The following is a 19,163-nucleotide window of genomic DNA, read 5'->3' on the forward strand; positions in this document are numbered from 1 at the left end:
AGGCGAATCACTTCTTGGTCATGGACGCCACGCGAGTGTGACGGGTTAATGGATGCATCACACAATGTGACGAGCACAACACGATGGAGGCACTGACATGGCACCGCAGACGTTCAAGATTGCATCGATCCCCGCCGACGGCGTCGGCACGGAGGTCGTCGCTGCCGGACGGCGCGTGCTCGACGTCCTCGCAGAACAATCCGGTGGGCGTTTCGCCTTCGAGTGGGAAGAATTCCCGTGGGGCTGCGGGTACTACGAGCAGACCGGGAAGATGATGGCCGACGACGGCCTCGACACCCTGAAGGCCTTCGACGCCATCTACTTCGGTGCGGTCGGCTGGGAGAACGTCCCCGACCACATCAGCCTCTGGGGGCTGCGGCTCAACATCACCCAGAACTTCGACCAGTGGGCGAACGTGCGACCGGTGAAATTCCTCCCCGGCGTGCAGTCGCCGCTGCGCAAGGCGGACGACACCGAACTCGACTGGGTCGTCGTCCGGGAGAACAGCGAAGGCGAGTACGCCGGCCTCGGCGGACGTAACCTCAGCGGCCGCGGACCGGGCAACGAGGTCGCCCTGCAGACCGCGCTGTTCACCGAGAAGGGATGCGAGCGCATCATGCGCTTCGCGTTCGACCTGGCCCGCACCCGCACGGTGAAGAAGGTTTCCAGCGTCACCAAGTCCAACGCCCAGCAGTACGGCATGGTCCTGTGGGACGACGTCTTCAAGCGCGTTTCCCTCGACTACCCGGACGTCGCGACCGAAAGCGTCCTCGTCGACGCGATGAGCGCGAAGTTCATCCTGCACCCGGAGGATCTGTCCGTGGTGGTGGCGTCGAACCTCAACGCCGACATCCTCTCCGACCTCGGTTCCGCGCTGGCGGGAAGCCTCGGGGTCGCGGCGAGCGCGAACCTCAACCCGGAGCGGCGCTTCCCGAGCATGTTCGAACCCGTCCACGGTTCCGCCCCCGACATCGCGGGCAAGGGCATCAGCAACCCGATCGGCGCGATCGCCAGCGCCGCCCTCATGCTCGACCACTTCGGACTGCACGACGAGGCCCGCCGCGTCGAAGCCGCCATCGAGGCCGCCACCGCGAGCGGCGCACTGACCCGCGACATCGGCGGCACCTCGGACACCGCGGCTGTCACCGAAGCCATCGTGCACGCCCTGCAGACCGCACTGACCCCTGCCTGACCGACCCACACACCGCCGGCCCGACTCGGCACGATCTGCCGGGTCGGGCCGTCACTGCTCGAACGGTCGGTAACTCTCGGCCGCCCCGTCTTCATACCTGAACACTCTCACCCGAGGTGAATGTCATGGAAACACTCAGCAGCGCAGCGAGTTACCCACAGGTGACCGCGGACCCCGCCGCGAAGGCGGCGACGGTGAAGAAACCCTGGTACAGGCAACTGTATTTCTGGGTCCTGATCGCGATCGTGCTCGGCATCCTGGTCGGGTGGCTCTGGCCCGACACCGGCGAGGCGATGGAGCCGATCGGCACCACCTTCATCACCGCGATGAAGATGCTGATCTGCCCGATCGTGTTCCTGACGATCGTCGGCGGCATCGCGAGTGTCGCGGACCTGAAGAAGGTCGGGCTGACCGGAATCAAGGCGCTGACCTACTTCCAGGTCGGAACGATCCTCGCGCTGCTGACCGGGCTCGTCGCGATCAACCTCTTCCGCCTCGGGGACGGGGTGAATGCCGACGCGTCCTCCCTCGAAACCACGGAATCCGCAAGCAAACTCATCCAGGCCGGTGAGGAGAAGGAGTGGTGGGAGTTCATCACCCACCTGGTCCCGGACAGCGTGTTCGGTCCGTTCGTCGAGGGTGACATCCTGCAGGTCATCTTCCTCGCGGTCATCTTCGGTGTGGCCATCAATGCCGTCGGGCAGATCGCCGCACCGATCCGGGACGCCGTCGAACGGCTCACCGCAGTGGTGTTCAAGGTCCTCAGTTTCATCATGAAACTCGCACCGCTCGGTGCGTTCGGCGCCATGGCGTTCGCCATCGGCAAGTACGGTGTCTCCACCCTCACCAGCCTCGGCAGCCTGATCCTGCTGTTCTACGCCACCTCCGCGTTCTTCGTCGTCGTGGTCCTCGGCTCGGTCATGGCGTACCTGCGGCTCAACATCTTCCGCATGCTCGGCTTCTTCAAGGAAGAACTCCTGCTCATCCTCGGCACGTCCACCGCCGAGCCCGCGCTGCCCGGTCTGATGCGCAAACTGGAGTACGCCGGAGTGAAGAAGCCCACGGTCGGTCTCGTCGTGCCCACCGGCTACAGCTTCAACCTCGACGGCGCCGCCATCTACCTCTCCCTCGCCGCGCTGTACATCGCGCAGGCCACCAACACCGACCTGTCGATCCCTCAGCAACTCGGCCTGCTCGGGGTCATGCTGTTGACCTCGAAGGGCGCCGCGGGTGTCGCCGGCGGCGGATTCATCGCCCTGACAGCCACGTTGAGCACACTCGGCACCATCCCCGCGGCCGGCATCATGCTCATCTTCGGCATCGACAAGTTCATGTCCGAATGCCGCGCGCTGGTGAACTTCGTCGGCAACGCGGTCGCCACCCTGTTCGTCGCCAAATGGAACCACGAACTCGACGTCGACCGCGCCCGCCGTGTCTTCGCCGGCGAGGTCCTTCCCGCATCCGAGGGCGAGGTCGAGAACGACTTCGACCTGGAGGTGCTGGAGCAGGAACCACGCGACAGGCACCCCGGCCACGGTGATCCGGACGCGGTCCGCATCGACCACGAGCGCCTCGACCCCGCGCACACCACGCGGCGATGACCTTCCCACGCCGCGCGGCGGTGACCGGAGCCCCCCGGCCGGTCACCGCCGCCGGCGCCCCCGAGTCAGACCCGCGTGGCCCCGTCGAGCAGGTGCGGGCGAACGGCGCCGACCGGGTTGAGCTGCTCGTAGGCCCGGGCCACGTCGAGCAGGAACAGGTCGTTGCCCGGGGCGGCGACGATCTGCACGCCGACCGGCAGGCCCTCGGCACTGAACCCGGCGGGCACGGAGATCGCAGGGCACCCCAGCACCGTCACGGTCAGCGCCGACGTCATCCAGTCGAGGTAGTCGTCGCAGCGGCGGCCGTCCACCGCTGCCGGGTACTCGAGTTCGGCGTCGAACGGCAGCACCTGGGACACGGGCATCACCAGAACGTCGTGGCGGGAGAAGAATTCGACGGCGCGAGCCTGGATCTCCGCCTGCGCCACCATGGCTTTCGCGATGTCGTCGGCGGAGAGCCGGTCGGCCTGCCGGATGTTGTCGAGCAGCGACGGCTTCAACATGTCGGGGGTGGCATCCGCCTGCGCTCCGAGGTCGATCTTGAACCGCCACGCCCGCAGGGTGCGGAACACCCACTCGGCGTCGGGAATCGACGGTGCGTCCTCGGCCACCACCGCACCCGCGGCGGCGAAGATCGACGACTGGCGGTCGTGGATCTCGCGGACCGGCGCGTCCAGTGGGAAGAGGCCGTTCAGATCCGCGGACACCGCGACACGCAGACCCTGCAGGCCGGCGACACCGAGCCTGGGCGCGAGCGCATCCGCGCTGAGCGAACTGCGGATCCGCGCGTCGGGCCCGGAGATCACCGACAGCAGCAGTTCCAGGTCGTCGACGTTGCGGGCCATCGGCCCCTGCGTCACCAGTGCATCCCAGGGCGCGCTGTTGGGCCAGCACGGCACGCGGCCGGGTGTGGGGCGCAGTCCGACGACGTTGCAGAACGACGCCGGGTTGCGCAGCGAGCCGCCCATGTCGCTGCCGTCGGCGAGCGGAATCAGTCCCGCGCCCAGTGCGGCTGCGGCGCCGCCGCTCGACCCGCCCGCACTCCTGGTGGGGTCGTACGGGTTGGTGGTGGTCCCGAAGACGGGGTTGAACGTGTGCGATCCGGCGGCGAACTCGGGAACGTTGGTCTTGCCGATCGTGACGGCGCCGGCCGTGGTGACGCGTTCGGCGATCAGCTCACTGGTCTCGGGCACGTTGCCGACGAGCAGCGGCGAGCCGGCGATTGTCGGGAAACCGGCGACGTCGTGAGTGTCCTTGAACGCGAACGGAAGACCGTGCAGCGGACCCACCCGGTCGCCGGCGGCCGTCTGCTCGTCGGCGGCGGCGGCGGTGGCGTGCGCGCGGTCCAGGTCGAGGCTGACGAGCGCGTTGACCGTCGGGTTCACGTGTGCGATCCGGTCCGTGTGCAGGGCGAGCAGCTCGCGGGCCGAGATGTCCTTGCTGCGGAGTGCGGTGAGCATCTCACGCGCGGTCGAGTAGTGGTCGATGGTCATTTCGAGGTCTCCAGGATCGGGGCGGCGGCCGGACGGTTTTCCGACGGCGCGGGGGTCGGGGTGCGGGGACGGGCGACGCGCACCACGGTCTCGACCGCGGCGATCACCGCGAGGTTGAGGACCAGGCCGCAGATGCCCGCGTCGATGTTGGCGAGGTTCAGGTCGAAGACGGTCATCACGATGACGGTGAGCATGCCCACGAGCAGACCGGCGAACACGGATTGCTTGGCGAGCACCGGCTTCTCGGGCAGGGCGAGCGCCAGGCCGGGGGCGAGTTGGCTGAGACCGCCGAACGTGAGGAGCAGCAGGTTGGCCAGCAGGTCGGGGCGGGTCAGGCCGAGCACCAGGGCCACGGTGGCAGCGGCGATCACGACGAGGTGGTTGAACCGGAGCTTCGTGCGCTCGCTCTCGATCTTCACCAGGTTGTGCGAGGCCAGGGTGGAGATGCCGATGCAGATGGCGCCGGCGGGCAGCATCGCGGCGGACGCGGCGGCGATCGCGATCAGGCCGAGCGCCCAGTTCGGCAGCGCTCCCCCGGCCAGCGTGAGCAGGACGGCGTTGCTGCTGGTGTTCGGGTTCAGTGCGAGGATCCCGACGAAACCCAGCATGATCGGGAGGATCATGACCACCTGGTACATCGGCAGAAAAGTGTTGTTGGATCGGATTACTCGGCCGTTCTTCGCGGCGAGCAGCGGCGGCCACAGGTGCGGGGTGGTGAGGAAGCCGCAGCCGATCGCGGAGATCAGCAGGCTGGTGGTCCACCAGACCTTGTCGTAGTCGCCGGGGTTCACGGTCAGCATCTCGCTGTGGGTCTGCGCGATCTGGCCGAACACGTCGCCGATGCCGCCGGCGAAGTGCAGCGGGATCACGATGGACAGCACCACGACGGCGAGCAGGATCAGGACGTCCTTGACGTAGGCGGTGCGCGCCAGGCCGTGGATGCCTGCCCACAGCACGAACCCGACGACGAGGACGGTCGCGACGATCATGCTGAGGGTGCCCGAACTCGCGCTGCCCGTGACGAGCCGGACGATGAGGCCGAGGCCGGTGATCTGCAACTGCAGGTACGGCAGCAGGAAGATGATGCCGCACAACGCGACCAACCGGCCCAGGAGCGGACTGCGGTAGCGGTCGGCGAAGAAGTCGGCCTGGGTGATGTAGCCGCGATCCTTGCTGAGCTTCCAGATCCGCGGTCCGATGAAGTACAGGGCCACGTAGCCGAGCGGGATGTACGGGATGGCGTAGGTGGCGCCGATGCCCGCGGTGAACGCGATTCCGGCGACGCCGAGGAAGGTGAACGTGGTGAACGATTCACCGGCCTGCAGGAAGAAACTGGTGACCACACCGAAGTTCCGTTTGCCGACCGTCCACTCGCTCAGGCTCTGAGCGCGTTTCCGGTGTCCGCCGACGGCGATCACGGCGAGACCGATCATGCCTGCCAGGGTGATCCACAGAGCCGAGTTCGTCATCGGAGGCTCGCTTCCTCGACGCGGAGGCCGTCCTCGAACGGCCGGACGAGGCCGAACTCCACCGCCGCCAGCGCGGGCAGCAGCAGGAGCACCCACGCCGAGCACCAGACGAGCAGCCGGGGCATGCCCAGCCACAGCTCGGCCGTGTTCACAAACGGCAGCCACACGGCGGTGACGAGTGCGAGCACCGGGGCGACCGGGACGAGCAGCAGCCAGCGGCGCTGCGGCGAATCCTCGATCGCCCCGAGAAGGGCTTCTCGTTGCATGCTGTTCCTTCTTCCATCCAGGGGAGTAGAGGAAGCATGCGTGGTGCGGATCACAGCACTCAACCGCTGAGGGAGGTTCGGCGAAATCGGCCACCCGGCTGTCGGAGATCGCAATCAGACGCGTCGGAGGGGCAGTCCGATGTCGAAATCCGTCACATCACCCGGCCGCTGCGCTTGACCGCCTGCACCACCATGTTGGTTTCCAGCGCCAGTGCGTCCGCCACCCACGGGGCGGTGGTGATGTAGTCGTAGAGCACCGACTCGTCGGGTGCGGCGATGTTCGCGACCACCTGGTACTCGCCCGCCGTGCCCGCGGCGTACCGCACGTAGGGCATTTCGAGCATCCCCCGCACCAGCGGTTCGATCCGGTTGCGCTGCGTCTTGATGAACAGCATCGCCTCGGCCCGCAGCCCGAACAGCGCGGGATCCACCACCACCCGGAGACTGATCGCGCCCTCGGTGAGCAGTGACTGGACGCGCCGGCGGGCCGTCGCCTCGGACACCCCGGCGGTCCGGGCGAGGGCGGTGGTGCCCACCCGCCCGTTCTGCGTGAGTTCGCGGATGATGGTGCGGTCGACGGGATCCCGGGTGCCGCGCTCCAGGTCGGTGAGGAACGACGCCGGAGGCGCGACCCCGCCGATCCCTTCCTTCTCGGCCAGGGTCAGCACCCCGGCCTCCCATTCGCGGACCGTGCGGAAGTACCGCAGCACGGGGTCCGTCCAGCTCCGGACGACGCCCATCGTCGCGGGCAGTTCGTCCATGACGAGTTTCGGGAGGCGGTCCCGGGACACGTGGATCTCGGCCACGCAGTCGGCGGTGCCGGTGAGGATGTACACGAAGATGCAGTCGCTGCGCTGGGCGAGGGCGCTCGCCGCCACCCGCACCGTTCCCGGGGAGCACTGGAGGCGGACGATCGCGGTGCCGCCGCTGTTCGCGACGGCGGTGACGGCCACCCGGCTGGACTCGAGGAGCGCGATGCCGTGCCGGGTGACGTTCCGCTCGGGTTCGCCGAGCGCCTGGGCGATCCGGCTCCACGAGCACCGCCCGTCGACCTGGAGGGCAGCGACGATCCGCTGATCGAGCGAGAACCTGCGTTCGGTCATTGCAGAACCCTGCCCTCCATGCCTTTGCGTCACGGACGGCGTCCTCGACGACGCCACGTGTGCATGCGATGTTAGGCCACGGGCGCCGGCGTCCGGCTCTCGTCCAGTCGGCGCAGGGCCGGCAGAATCGCCCAGAGCAGCACCGTCGCCACCAGCCCGGTGGCGCCGTAGACGGTCAGCGCCAGGTGTACCGGGACCACGGCCGCGACGACGCCCGCGACGAACGCGCCGACCGACGCACCGGCGGTGACCTGCGCGGTCCACACCCCGGCGATCCGCCCGTGGTACTCGTCCGGCGTGTACTTCTGGACCGTCGCGAAGCGGAGGATGTCGGCCACCGCCTCCCCGAAACCGTGCGCGAGCAGTCCGGCCACGGCGACGATCACCGACCCGACCGCGCCTGCCCCGACCAGTCCGGCCGCGGAGATCAGCATCGCGAGGAACACGGCGAGACCGGAGCGTCGCACCGTGCCCGTCCAGCCGCTGGTGAGGGAACCGACGACGGCGCCGATCGCGGGCGCCGCGTACAGCAGGCCCATCGCCGCGGGTCCGACTCCGAGCACCTCGGCGGCGTATTCGGGAATGAGGACCGCCCAGCCGGCGAGCAGCATCGACACGAAACCGGCGAGCAGCAGTCCGCCGATCACCCGGTCGCCGATCGCGAACCGGAATCCCCCGGCCACCGAGCGCAACGGCGACTCGGACACCTCGTTGGGCGGCGGCAGCGAGGGTAGCCGGGTGATGCAGAACGTCGTGATCGCCGTCGTGATCGCGGCCAGCGTGTAGTTGGCGCCGACCCCGCCGAGTGCGATCACCACACCGCCGAGCGCGGGACCGATCATCGATCCGAGGTCCGCGGTCAAGGCCATCAACGCCCCCGCCGCGGCCAGCTTGTCCCGCGGAATGAGGCTGGGGGTCACGGCCATCAGCGCCGTCGCCGAGATGCCGCCGCACGCCCCGTCCACCACGGCGCACAGGTAGATCACCCACACCTGCGGTTCGGGAAGGAAACTGTTGACGGCCAGCACCGCGAAGAACACCCCGGCCGTGCCGCGGGCGATCGCGATGACCCGTCGGCGATCACACCGGTCGGCGAGTGCGCCGCCGACGAACGTGGCACCGAACGTGGTGAGGCCCAGCACCGTTGCGACGGCCGCCACGTGCGCGGTGGAGCCGGTGAGGTCGTACATCTGCAGGGGGATCGCCACGACGAGGAAGCCGAGCCCGAAGATCGACACCACCCGCGCGACGAAGATGTACCGGAACTCGCGGCTCGTCCGCAGCGGGTCGATGTCGATGACCAGTTTGTCGAGGATCCGCACGAGGATCGAGCCCCGATTCACTTCGCCACGAGCTCGTCGACCCAGTTGTCGAGAACCGGTGTGCTGGCCAGCGTCACGAAGTCGACGTCCGCTCCGGCGTTGCGCCATTCCTCGACGAGCGCCATCAGCCGCACCGAGTCGAGTCCCTGATCGACCAGGCTCACGTCGGCCAGCAGTTCGTCCGATTCGACGTCGAGGATGCGCGCCGTGTCGGCGAAGATCTGTGCCCGGTCGAGCGTTCCGTTGTTGTCGGTCATGCCATCTCCCTTGTGGACTATCCGATTGATTTCGTTTACTTCGTTTCCGACGAGACCGCGACCAGTGCGGTCACGGCCTGCACCCACCGGTCCGCGAGGATCCGGGTGGATTCGGCGGTGAGAACGCCGTCCGCTGCGGCGAATTCGCAGTCCAGCACGGGGCCGTCCGCGGTGTCCTCGGTGATCGCGTCCACCTGCAGGACGTGGTCGAGGGGGGTGGCGGGGTCGACCGAGCCACCGAGCGCCACACCTTCCGGCGCCCCCGACCACGCCGAACCGGCGGACTCGCCGAGCGTCATCCGGCCCAGGTAGTTGAAGACCACCGCCGGCGCCCGGTACCCGTCGAAGCGGTCGGCGAACTCCGGGTTGAGGCGGCGGAGCAGACCGAAGCCGATTCCGTTGTCCGGCACGGACTGCAGCGACCGGGACACCTGGTCGAGCGCGACCGCGGCCGCGGGTCCCCCGGCGATCGCGTCGGCGACGTCGATCCCGCCGAGGTCGAGTGCGACCGGGAACATCGACGTGAACCAGCCGACGGTGCGGGCGATGTCGGCGCCCGGCACCACCTGCTCCTCGCGGCCGTGGCCCTCCAGGTCGACACGGACGACGTCGCCGCCGCGCTCGGACGCCACCGCCAGGGCGAGCGCCGCGAGCAGGACGTCGTTGACGGCTCCCGCCGCGAGCACGCGTTCCGTGACGTCCGCCGGCACGCGGACGGAGATCGAGCAGGTGGACGACACCGTGTCCAGGGCCGGGTCGAGCGGGCGGACGCCGAGTTGCGGTTCGTCCGTCTCGACCGCGCTCTGCCAGTGCGACCATCCCGCGGTGATCCGCTCGCTGGTCGCGGCCGCCGCGAGCCCGGCGGCCCAGGCCCGGAACGACGTTCCCGCCGAGTCCAGCGACACCTGTTCCCCCGCGGTGACCTGCGAGACGGCGAGAGCGAGGTCCGGCACCAGGATCCGCCACGACACGCCGTCGACCACCAGGTGGTGCACGGCCACGAAGACGCGTCCGCGCGTGCCGGGACCGAAGTCGAAGAACACCACCTGCAGCATCACCCCGGTCGCCGGGTCCAGCGCGGAGTACGCCCGCTCGCGTTCGGCGGAGAACAGGGCCCGCCACCCGTCCGCGGGCAGCGCGGAGGCGTCGACGCGCCGCACGAGCGGTGCGACCGCACCGACCGTCTCCGGCACCGCCCAGTCCGGTTCGCCGCCGGTGACCACGAACCGCGACCGCAGCAGGTGATGCGTCCCGAGCAGACCCTCGACGGCCCGTTCCAGCACCGGAACGTCCAGTCCGAGCGGTGCCACCAGCAGCCGTGCCTGCGAGAAGCGGCTGAGGTCGCCGCCCCATTCGAGAGGCTCCCACACGATCGGGGTGAGCGGGACGTCGCCGACGGCGTCCGCCTCGGTGGCTCCGACGGTCGTCCCCGGCACGTCCGCGATGCCGGCGAGCGCGCCGAGCCCCCCGGCGGTGCGGAGTTCGAACACCTGCCGGGCGCTGACCTGCAGGCCCGCGGACCGCAGCCGGGACACCAGCTGAATCGACACGATGGAATCACCACCGAGAGCGAAGAAGTCGTCCTCGACACCCACCCGCTCGAGCCCGAGCACGTCCGCGAACACCGTGCACAGCGTCGCCTCCGTGTCGTTCCGCGGCTCACCCGACCCGACGAGGGCGCCGAAGTCCGGTTCGGGCAGCGCCTTCCGATCGACCTTGCCGTTGGCGGTGACGGGGAACGCCCCCACCACGACGACCGCCGCCGGCACCATGTAGTCGGGCAGACGTTCCGCGACCACCGACCGCACCACGGCCGGGTCGAGCGCGCCGTCGACGGTGACGTAGCCGACGAGGCGGCGCACACCCCGATCGTCGGTGTGCGCGATCGCAATTGCGTCGCGGACACCCGCCACCGCGGCGAGCGCCGATTCCACCTCGCCGAGTTCGACGCGGAACCCGCGGATCTTCACCTGATCGTCGGCGCGCCCAACGTATTCGAGACCGAGACCCGTCGGGGTCCACCGCACCACGTCACCGGTGCGGTACATGCGCTCCCCCGCGGCGCCGAACGGGTCGGGCACGAAGCGACCCGATGTGAGGTCCGGTCTGCCCAGGTAGCCGCGGGCCACACCGTCACCCGCGAGGTACAACTCACCGGCGACACCGGCGGGCACCGGTCGCAGCAGCCGATCCAGAACGTAGGCGGTGCCACCGTGGACGGCCCGCCCGAGCAGCGGCTCCTCGGCGTCGGCGGCCTTCGCGATCAGCGCGTCGACGGTGCACTCGGTGGGCCCGTACAGGTTGAACGCCCGGCCGTCCGCGACGTCGCGCAGTGTCCGCCAGAGCGCCGGGTTGACCGCTTCGCCGCCGAAACCGACGGTGGCCGGAACGTGTTCGTGCTCGTACAGTCCGGCGGCGACCATCCGGTCGAGGAACGACGGGGTCACCTCGAGGAAGTCGAGGCGGTGCTCCATCGTCTGCCGGACCATCAGGTCCGGGTCACGCATCGTTTCCTCGTCGAACACGTGCACGGTGTGGCCGTCGAGCAGCCACAGCGTCGGCTGCCAGGACGCATCGAAGCTGAACGACCACGCGTGCCCGACGCCGATGCTGTCGCGACCGGCCGCGGCCGCCGTCGGCACGTACAGGGACTCCCGGTGGCTGTGGAAGAGGTTGAGCAGGTTCGCATGCGTGATCGACACGCCCTTCGGGACGCCGGTGGACCCGGACGTGTAGATCACGTACACGGTGTTGGCGCCGCGCAGCGGGGACCGTCGGTCGGTGTCGGTGACAGGTGTGCCCGGCAGTGCCGCGAGGCGCCCCTGCACGGCCGGGTCGTCCAGCACCAGCAGGCTCGCCCCGGAACCCGACAGGATCCCGCCGAGTTCCCCGGCGACGGTCGCCGTGCTCACCACCACGGTGGGCCGCGCATCCGACACCATGTGCGCGAGCCGATCCGCCGGGTACCCGGGATCCATCGGCACGTACGCGCCGCCCGCGGAGACGACCGCGAAGATGGCCACGACCATGTCGGTGGTCCGCGGCAGCGCGAGGCCCACCTTCGACTCCGGGCCGACGCCCGCGTCGATCAGAAGTCGCGCGAGTCGCGCTGCCCGCGCGCCGAGTTCCGCGAACGTCAGCGTGGCGTCGCCGCAGACCACGGCTGTCGTGCCGGGAGTGCGGTCGGCCTGCGCGGCGAACAACTCCGCGACGGTCGAGAACCCGGACGTTGCCGCGGGTTCCGTGACCGCCCACTCTCCGAGCACCTGCGCGCGCTCGGACTGCGACAGCACGTCGATGCGCGCGGTCGGCAGCGTCCGGTCCGCGGCGAGCTGTTCGAGGATCCGCACCAGCCGTTCACCCAGCACGGTGGCCTCGGCGTTCGTGAACAGGGCGGGCTGGTACTCCAGCATCAGGTCGAGTTCGCCTTCGAGCCCCGCGACGAGGACGAGCGGGAAGTTGGTGGCGTCCTGCCCTTCCGAGTGCGACACCCGGATCCCGCCTGCCCGCTGCGCCGCCTCCAGCGCCTCGGTGTCGACGGGGTAGCTCTCGAACACGATGAGGCTGTCGAACATCTCGCCGATGCCGACCTTGCGCTGGATGTCGGACAACCCCACGTACTGGTGGTCCATCACCTTGTTCTGCTCGCCCTGCACCCGCCGCAGGAACTCGTCGACCGTCTCCTGCGGGCGGACGCCGACACGCACCGGCACCGTGTTGATGAACAACCCGACCATGGTCTCGATGCCGGGCACGTCGGGCACCCGGCCGGAGACGATGGCACCGAACACGACGTCGGGACGGTTCAGCACCGAGCCGAGCAGCAGACCCCACGCGGCCTGCACCGCGGTGTTGACGGTAATGCCCAGACTCCGGCTGAGTTCGAGCAGAGCACCGGACAGCCCCTCGGGCACGGGAACAACGATCTCGCCGGGGATCTGCGGGTCGAGCGAGGATCCGGCGGCGGCCAGCAGCGTGGGCTCCTCGACCCCGGCGAGGGCGTCCGTCCACACCGCGAGGCCGCGCTCGGTGTCCTGTGCCTTCAGCCACGTCAGGTAGTCGGAGTAGGGGCGGACCGGCCTCAGCACCGACGGATCGGCCGCCGCGCCGTACAGCTGGATCAGTTCCTGGATCAGCAACGGGGTCGACCACCCGTCGAGCAGGAGGTGGTGGGCGGTGAACACCAGCCGGTACCGGCTCTCCCCCACCCGGACGAGCGTGAAGCGCAGCAGCGGCGCCGTGTTCGGGTCGAACCGCAGGTTCCGGTCGTCGTCGAGCAGGGCCGACCACTCCGCGGCGGCGTCGTCCTCGGGCAGCCGGTGCAGGTCCGTCTCCTGCCACGGCAGGATCGCCTCGTCCAGGACGACCCCGATCGGTTCTCCGGCCGCGCTGATCCGGAAACCGGTGCGCAGGTTGGCGTGCCGTGCCACCAGTGCCTCCGCGGACCGGCGCAGCACCGCGGTGTCGAGCGCGCCCTCGATGTCCAGGACGGTGCGCATCGTGTAGACGTCCACACCGGTGGTGTCGAGTCCGGACAGGAAGAACATGCCCTGCTGCAGCGGGGTGAGGGGGACGACGTCATCGACTGCCGCGCCGGCGTTCTCGCGGGCCTCGTGTTCGAGGGCGACCAGATCGGTCAGCGGCAGCGTGTCGTGGGTGAGGTCGGACGGGGACAGACCGCCCGCGGCCGGGTCCGTGGCGTGCCGGGTGAGCGCGGTGAGCGCCTCGACCCACACGTCGGCGATGCGGGCGGCGTCGTCGGCGTCCAGCACGGCGTCCGCGGCGGTGAACACGCAGCTGAGAACGGGACCGTCCGCAGTGTCCTCGGTGATCGCGTTGACGTCGAGGACGTGGTCGAGGGGGGTGCCGGGGTCGACGGTCCCGCCGAGCGCATCCGCCTCGGGTGCGCCGGACCAGGCGCCGTCGGTGTTCTCCCCCAGCGTCATCCGCCCGAGATAGTTGAACATCACGGACGGCGGCCGGTAGTCGTCGAATCGGCCGGTGTACTCCGGGTTGAGCCGGGACAGCAACCCGAAGCCGATGCCACTGTCCGGCACGGACCGCAGGGATTCCTTCACCCGGCGGAGCGCGAGTCCGGCGGCCGGACCGCCCGCGAGGACGTCGGCCGGGTCGAGGGACGAAAGGTCGAGTGCCACCGGGTACAGCGACGTGAACCATCCGACGGTGCGGGAGATGTCGGCGCCCGGCACGACCTGTTCCTCACGGCCGTGCCCCTCGAGGTCCACGCGGACGACCGTTCCTCCGCGCACCGACGCCACTGCCACGGCCAGCGCGGTGAGCAGAACGTCGTTGACGCCGGCACGGAAGGCGGCGGGAACGGTGGTGAGCACCTGCGCGGTGACGTCCGCGGGGACGTGCACCTCCACCGACCGTGCGGATGCGACGGTGTCGCGGGTGCGGTCGAGCGGCCGGTGTCCCAGCGCGGGTTCGGCGGCGTTCACCGCGGCCTCCCAGACCGGCCAGCCCGCCGTGACCCGGTCCGATGCCGCGGCCTCGACGAGGCCCGTCGCCCAGCCGCGGAACGAGGTCCCGGCAGGTTCGAGCGCCACCGGGCGGCCTGCCGCGATCTGCTCGACCGCCGACGCGAGGTCCGGCACCAGAATCCGCCACGACACGCCGTCGACCACCAGGTGGTGGACGGCGGCGAAGACCCGGCCCTGCCGGTCGGGTCCGAAGTCGAAGAACACCACCTGCAGCATCACCCCGGCCGCCGGGTCCAGCGCGGCGTAGGCCCGCTCCCGCTCGGCCTCGAACAGCGTCGGCCACGCATCGGCGTCCGGCACCGCCACGCGGCGTACCGGATTCGGCCCCTCATCGACCGAATTCGGCACCGTCCACTGCGGCGTCCCGTCCGTCACGGCGAACCGCGACCGCAGCAGGGGGTGCGTCGCGAGAAGCGCCCGTACGGCCCCGGTGAGGACGGGTTCGGTCAGGCCTGCCGGTGCGCGCAGCAACCGGGCCTGCGCGAAGCGGTCCAGATTTCCGCCCTGGCGCAGGGCTTCCCACACGATCGGGGTCACCGGCACGTCGCCCTCGGCGGGCACCTCCACGGTGTCCGGGATCGCGGCGCCCGACTCCGCGTCCACGGCGGCGGCGAGCCGCTCGGCGGTCCGCAGCTCGAAGACCTGCCGCGCCGTCACCCGGAGGTCGTCGCGGCGCGCCCGCGACACCAGTTGGATGGACACGATGGAATCGCCGCCGAGAGCGAAGAAGTCGTCCTCGACGCCGACCCGGTCGAGTCCGAGTACCTCGGCGAACACCGCGCACAGGGCGGCCTCGGTGTCGGTACGCGGCTCGCCCGACCCGGCCAGCGCACCGAAGTCCGGCTCCGGCAGCGCCTTCCGGTCGACCTTCCCGTTCGCGGTCACCGGGAGCGAGTCCAGGACGATCACGACCGCGGGAATCATGTAGTCCGGCAGTCGTTCCCCGGCGGCGGATCGCACCGCCGCCGGCGACGGCGCCGCCGATCCGTCGACGGTGACGTAGCCGACGAGGCGGCGCACGTCCCGCTCGTCCGTGTGCGCGAGCACCACGGCGTCCCGCACCCCGGCGACCGCCGCGAGTGCCGTTTCCACGTCACCGAGTTCCACCCGGAATCCGCGGATCTTCACCTGGTCGTCGCCGCGGCCCACGTACTCGAGCGCCCCGTCCGCGGTCCACCGCACCACGTCGCCCGTGCGGTACATGCGCTGACCCGGAGCGCCGAACGGGTCGGGAACGAACCGTCCCGACGTCAGATCGGGCCGTCCCAAATATCCGCGGGCCACACCGGCCCCGGCCACGTGGAGCTCACCGGCGACGCCGGGCGGGACCGGGCGCAGCCACCCGTCGAGGACGTACACGGACGTACCGGGCGTCGGTCCGCCGATGGCCACGGTGCCACCGGAGATCCGGGCGAACGCCGCGTCGACGGTGCATTCGGTGGGACCGTAGAAGTTGTAGGCCTCGACACCGCCGGTGCCCGCCAGCCGTTCCCACAGGGCGGGGGTGACCGCCTCGCCGCCCACCGTGACCTTCGCCGGCCGGTGGGATGCCCCCGGGTCGAGGAGTCCCTCGTCGAGAAGCTGATTCATCAGCACCGGCACGCTGTCCACGTAGTCGATGCGGTTGGCCCGCACGTACTCCACGACGAACGCGGTGTCCGACCGCCGCTCCTCCGGCAGGATGTGGAGGGCGTGCCCCTCGAACAGCCACGTCAGCGCGGCCACGGAGGAGTCGAACGCGAACGGGTAGGTCAGCAGCACCCGCCACGGGCCTTCGGCCGCGGTGCGGCCCGCGGCCGGCTGCATCGTCGTCGCACGCTGCGCGCCGTGGAGGTCGAGCAGGTTGGCGTGGCTGACGGTGACGCCCTTCGGCAGACCCGTCGATCCCGACGTGTAGATGACGTAGGCGGCGTTGTCGGTGTGCAGCCGGGTGCGGCGTTCGGACTCGGTCACGGGGCCCGTGGGCAGCGCGGCGAGTTCCGCCGCGACGGCCGGGTCGTCGAGTGTCACGACGCGCACCCCGTCCAGCACCGCGGCGAGCTTCGGCGACACGGCTCCGGTGGTCACCACGACGGTCGGCGCCGAGTCGGACACCATGTGCGAGAGCCGGTCCGCCGGGTACGACGGGTCCAGCGGCAGGTACGCGCCGCCCGCGGTGAGGACGGCGGCGATCGCGACGACCGTCTCGGCGGACCGCGGCAGCGCCAGACCCACCCGCGATTCGGGTCCGACGCCGGCGGCGATCAGCAGACGCGCGAGGCGCGCGGATTCGGACGCCAGTTCGGCGAACGTCAGGGACGTGTCTCCGTAGACGACGGCCGGGTTGTGCGGGGTCCGCGACATCTGCTCGGACAGCAGGTCTGCGACGGTCGGGAAGCCGGATTCGACCGCGGGTTTCGCGACGGCCCATTCGGCGAGGACGAGTTCGCGCTCGGGTGCCGTCAGCGCCGCGACGGACGCGGCGCGTGCGTTGCCGCCTGCGGCGAGCGTGCCCAGGATGTGCAGCAGCCGTGCGCCGATCCGTTCGGCGTCGGCGTCGCTGAACAGCGTCGGCCGGTAGTCGACGATCAGCTTCAGCGTCTCGGCGACACCGGCGGTGAGGACGAGCGGGTAGTTGGTGCCGTCGTGGCCGTCGACACCGGCGATGGACACACCGCCGTCGCGCTGGGCGCGTTCGAGGGCGTCGCGGTCGACGGGGTAGCTCTCGAAGATGGTCAGGGTGTCGAACAGCTCACCGAGTCCGGTGTCGCGCTGGATGTCCGAGAGCCCGACGTACTGGTGGTCGAGGGTGCGGGCCTGCCCCTGCTGCACCCGCTGCAGCAGGTCGCGCACCGTTTCGGCGGCGTCGAGACGCACCCGCACGGGCACGGTGTTGATGAACAGCCCGACCATCGACTCGACTCCCGCCAACTCGGGCGGACGTCCGGAGACGGTGGCGCCGAACACCACGTCGTCGCGGCCGAGCAGCCCGGACAGCAGCAGCGCCCAGCCGGTCTGGAGCACGGTGTTGAGGGTGACCCCGCTCGTGCGGGCGACCTCGGCGAGCGAGTCGCCGAGGCCGGCGGGGACGTCGAGTTCGAGGACCCGGGAGTCGGTGGTGACGCGGGTCGAGCCCGGCGGGGTGAGCAGGCACGGCTCGTCGAGACCCGCCAGGGTTTCCTGCCACAGTGCCCGGGCGCGGTCGTGGTCCTGCCGCCCGAGCCAGGCGAGGTAGTCGCTGTACTTGCGCACGGCGGGAAGACCGTTCGCGGTGCCGCCCGCCGCGTAGATCTCGAGGAGTTCCCGCACCAGGATCGGTGTGGACCAGCCGTCGACCACGATGTGGTGCGCGGTGAAGAGGAGCCGGACGGTGTCGGGGGCGAGTCGCACCAGCAGCCACCGGACCAGCGGCGGCGTGGCGAGATCGAACCAGGTCCGGAGGTCGTCGGCCAGCAGTTCGGCGATCCGCCGTTCCTGTTCCGCCGGGTCGTGTTCCGTGAGGTCGACGGTCCGCCACGGCACCTCCACCGCGCGGACGACGAGTCCCGCGTGGCGCCCGTCCTTGCGGGGCCGGAAGCACGTGCGCATTACCGCGTGCCGGTCGAGGAGGGCCTGCGCGGACGCCCGCATCCGGTCGTCGTCGACCGGTCCGTCCAGCCGGATCACCGATTGCACCGTGTACACATCGGGTTCCGCACTGCCCGTGTCGTCCCCGTCGTCCGGTGCGGCGACCGTGCTGAGGAACAGCAGGCCCTGCTGGAGCGGCGAGAGCGGAACGATGTCTTCGAGCGCAGAAGTGCGGGTCATCTCAGTTTTCCGGTTCGGGTGGACCGCCGCGAGCGGACGGGCGGGGTGGATCGGAGACGGTTCGGCCCCCGGGCCCGAATGGACCCGGGGGCCGAACCCGACTGTGTTACTGCTTGTTGGCGGGCAGCTTCGACAGTCCCTCGTCGATGGAATCGAGTGCGAGGAGGGCGGTCTGGTAGGTGGCGGCCAGAGCGTGCTGGACCGGCACGACGTTGCCTGCCTGCACGGCGGGCAGCGACTTCCACAGCGGGGAGTCCATCAGGGCCTGCAATTCGGGGCTGACCTTACCGTCGGGGCCGACGCCGTAGACGATGACGTCGACGGTGCCGAGGCCGGCCGCGATCTGCTCGGTCGACACGAACTCACCGTGGACGTTTGCCGGATCGGCGGGCTGACCGGGGAATTGGAGCCCGAGGTCGTCGAACAGGTTGGTGGTGTAGGACGACGCGAACTCACGGTAGAACTCGCCCGGGTCACCGGCGCAGGTGTCGCAGACACCGCCGAACGTCAGCGTGCCCAGCGAATCCTTGTACTTCGCGGCGATCTGCGCGGCCTTGTCGTCGTACTGCTGCTTGAACTCGCCGTAGTTGTCGGATACAGCGGCGGCGTCAGCGAACTGCTCGCCGAGCGTGCGCCACTCTCCGGGAGCCTTCGGTCCGAGGAAGACGACCGGGGCCAGCGACTGGAGCTTGTCCATGTCGACCATCGACTGTGCACGTGCGGGGACGCCCATGATGATCAGGTCGGGGTTCGCTGCGGACACACCCTCGTAGTTGAGAGTCGAAATGTCCGCGTCCTGGGCAACCTTCGGCAACGCGTCGTACGCGGCCTTCGTCTCGGCGTCCATGTTGTCGACCTCGCGGGTCCACTCGCACACCGCGGACAGGTTCGCCTTGGCCTGGATCAGCGGAAGGACCGCATATCCGCAGGCGACGATGCTCTGCGGCTCGGCCGGGATCTCGATAGCGCCGTTCTGCGCCTCGAACGTCCGCTTCTCGGAGCTGACCGCCGCCGAGGAGGTGGCGCCGGAGTCGCTGCCGGCGCTGTCGTCGGAGCTGCTACAGCCCACGACTCCGACGGCCAAGATTGCCGTCGCACCCAAAACCACCGCCTGGCGCAACCGCGACAGTTCCTTCAACTGCATGACCCACTCCGCATCTCGAATTGCCG

At 70.0% G+C, this 19,163-nt stretch carries 10 protein-coding genes; 2 read left to right on the forward strand and 8 right to left on the reverse strand.

What is annotated here, in order from left to right; all coding sequences use genetic code 11:
* The first annotated feature begins 97 nt into the window (after window positions 1-97).
* Together JWS13_RS17960 and dctA are read left to right on the forward strand one after the other, a co-directional pair.
* On the forward strand, window positions 98-1,192 hold the full coding sequence (locus JWS13_RS17960; protein WP_206006836.1) for a tartrate dehydrogenase: 1,095 nt from the start codon (window positions 98-100) through the stop codon (window positions 1,190-1,192).
* A gap of 125 nt (window positions 1,193-1,317) precedes the next feature.
* Window positions 1,318-2,793: a C4-dicarboxylate transporter DctA gene (gene dctA / locus JWS13_RS17965; protein WP_420855011.1), complete on the forward strand. Its 1,476-nt coding sequence runs from the start codon at window positions 1,318-1,320 to the stop codon at window positions 2,791-2,793.
* Window positions 2,794-2,858: 65 nt separating this feature from the next.
* On the opposite strand, the gene JWS13_RS17970 is transcribed toward dctA, so the two are convergent.
* The 8 genes from JWS13_RS17970 to JWS13_RS18005 all read right to left on the reverse strand — a co-directional run bounded on the left by JWS13_RS17970 (window position 2,859) and on the right by JWS13_RS18005 (window position 19,137).
* Window positions 2,859-4,286 (reverse strand): amidase family protein, encoded by a 1,428-nt coding sequence (locus tag JWS13_RS17970; protein ID WP_206006837.1) that lies wholly within the window; start codon window positions 4,284-4,286, stop codon window positions 2,859-2,861.
* Window positions 4,283-5,755, reverse strand: coding sequence for a sodium:solute symporter family protein (locus tag JWS13_RS17975; protein ID WP_206006838.1), 1,473 nt, complete (start codon window positions 5,753-5,755; stop codon window positions 4,283-4,285). Before JWS13_RS17975 ends, JWS13_RS17970 begins: the two co-directional genes overlap by 4 nt.
* Entirely contained in the window at window positions 5,752-6,021 is a 270-nt protein-coding gene (locus JWS13_RS17980; protein ID WP_206006839.1) for a hypothetical protein, read from the reverse strand. The genes JWS13_RS17975 and JWS13_RS17980 overlap by 4 nt, the downstream gene beginning before the upstream one ends.
* 152 nt (window positions 6,022-6,173) lie before the next feature.
* A complete protein-coding gene (locus JWS13_RS17985) occupies window positions 6,174-7,124 on the reverse strand; it encodes an Lrp/AsnC family transcriptional regulator (RefSeq protein ID WP_206006840.1) in 951 nt (316 codons plus the stop codon).
* A 71-nt stretch (window positions 7,125-7,195) separates the two neighbouring features.
* Window positions 7,196-8,467, reverse strand: coding sequence for an enterobactin transporter EntS (entS, locus tag JWS13_RS17990; protein WP_420855012.1), 1,272 nt, complete (start codon window positions 8,465-8,467; stop codon window positions 7,196-7,198).
* Entirely contained in the window at window positions 8,464-8,703 is a 240-nt protein-coding gene (locus JWS13_RS17995) for a phosphopantetheine-binding protein (protein WP_206006841.1), read from the reverse strand. The genes entS and JWS13_RS17995 overlap by 4 nt, the downstream gene beginning before the upstream one ends.
* Before the next feature lie 35 nt (window positions 8,704-8,738).
* Window positions 8,739-17,993, reverse strand: a complete 9,255-nt coding sequence (locus tag JWS13_RS18000) for a non-ribosomal peptide synthetase (RefSeq protein WP_206006842.1) — start codon at window positions 17,991-17,993, stop codon at window positions 8,739-8,741.
* A 106-nt stretch (window positions 17,994-18,099) separates the two neighbouring features.
* The gene (locus JWS13_RS18005; RefSeq protein WP_206006843.1) at window positions 18,100-19,137 is read right to left on the reverse strand and encodes an ABC transporter substrate-binding protein; all 1,038 of its coding nucleotides are present in this window, start codon (window positions 19,135-19,137) and stop codon (window positions 18,100-18,102) included.
* Window positions 19,138-19,163: the final 26 nt, after the last annotated feature.

Source organism: Rhodococcus pseudokoreensis (assembly GCF_017068395.1).
Classification (GTDB): domain Bacteria; phylum Actinomycetota; class Actinomycetes; order Mycobacteriales; family Mycobacteriaceae; genus Rhodococcus_F; species Rhodococcus_F pseudokoreensis.

Bases quoted from the DNA above. Each gene is read 5' to 3' on its own strand.
- JWS13_RS17970 (WP_206006837.1), bottom strand. From the start codon at position 4,286: ATGACCATCGACCACTACTCGACCGCGCGTGAGATGCTCACCGCACTC.
- JWS13_RS17975 (WP_206006838.1), bottom strand. From the start codon at position 5,755: ATGACGAACTCGGCTCTGTGGATCACCCTGGCAGGCATGATCGGTCTC.
- JWS13_RS17980 (WP_206006839.1), bottom strand. From the start codon at position 6,021: ATGCAACGAGAAGCCCTTCTCGGGGCGATCGAGGATTCGCCGCAGCGC.
- JWS13_RS18005 (WP_206006843.1), bottom strand. From the start codon at position 19,137: ATGCAGTTGAAGGAACTGTCGCGGTTGCGCCAGGCGGTGGTTTTGGGT.
- JWS13_RS18000 (WP_206006842.1), bottom strand. From the start codon at position 17,993: ATGACCCGCACTTCTGCGCTCGAAGACATCGTTCCGCTCTCGCCGCTC.
- JWS13_RS17960 (WP_206006836.1), top strand. From the start codon at position 98: ATGGCACCGCAGACGTTCAAGATTGCATCGATCCCCGCCGACGGCGTC.
- JWS13_RS17985 (WP_206006840.1), bottom strand. From the start codon at position 7,124: ATGACCGAACGCAGGTTCTCGCTCGATCAGCGGATCGTCGCTGCCCTC.
- JWS13_RS17995 (WP_206006841.1), bottom strand. From the start codon at position 8,703: ATGACCGACAACAACGGAACGCTCGACCGGGCACAGATCTTCGCCGAC.
- dctA (WP_420855011.1), top strand. From the start codon at position 1,318: ATGGAAACACTCAGCAGCGCAGCGAGTTACCCACAGGTGACCGCGGAC.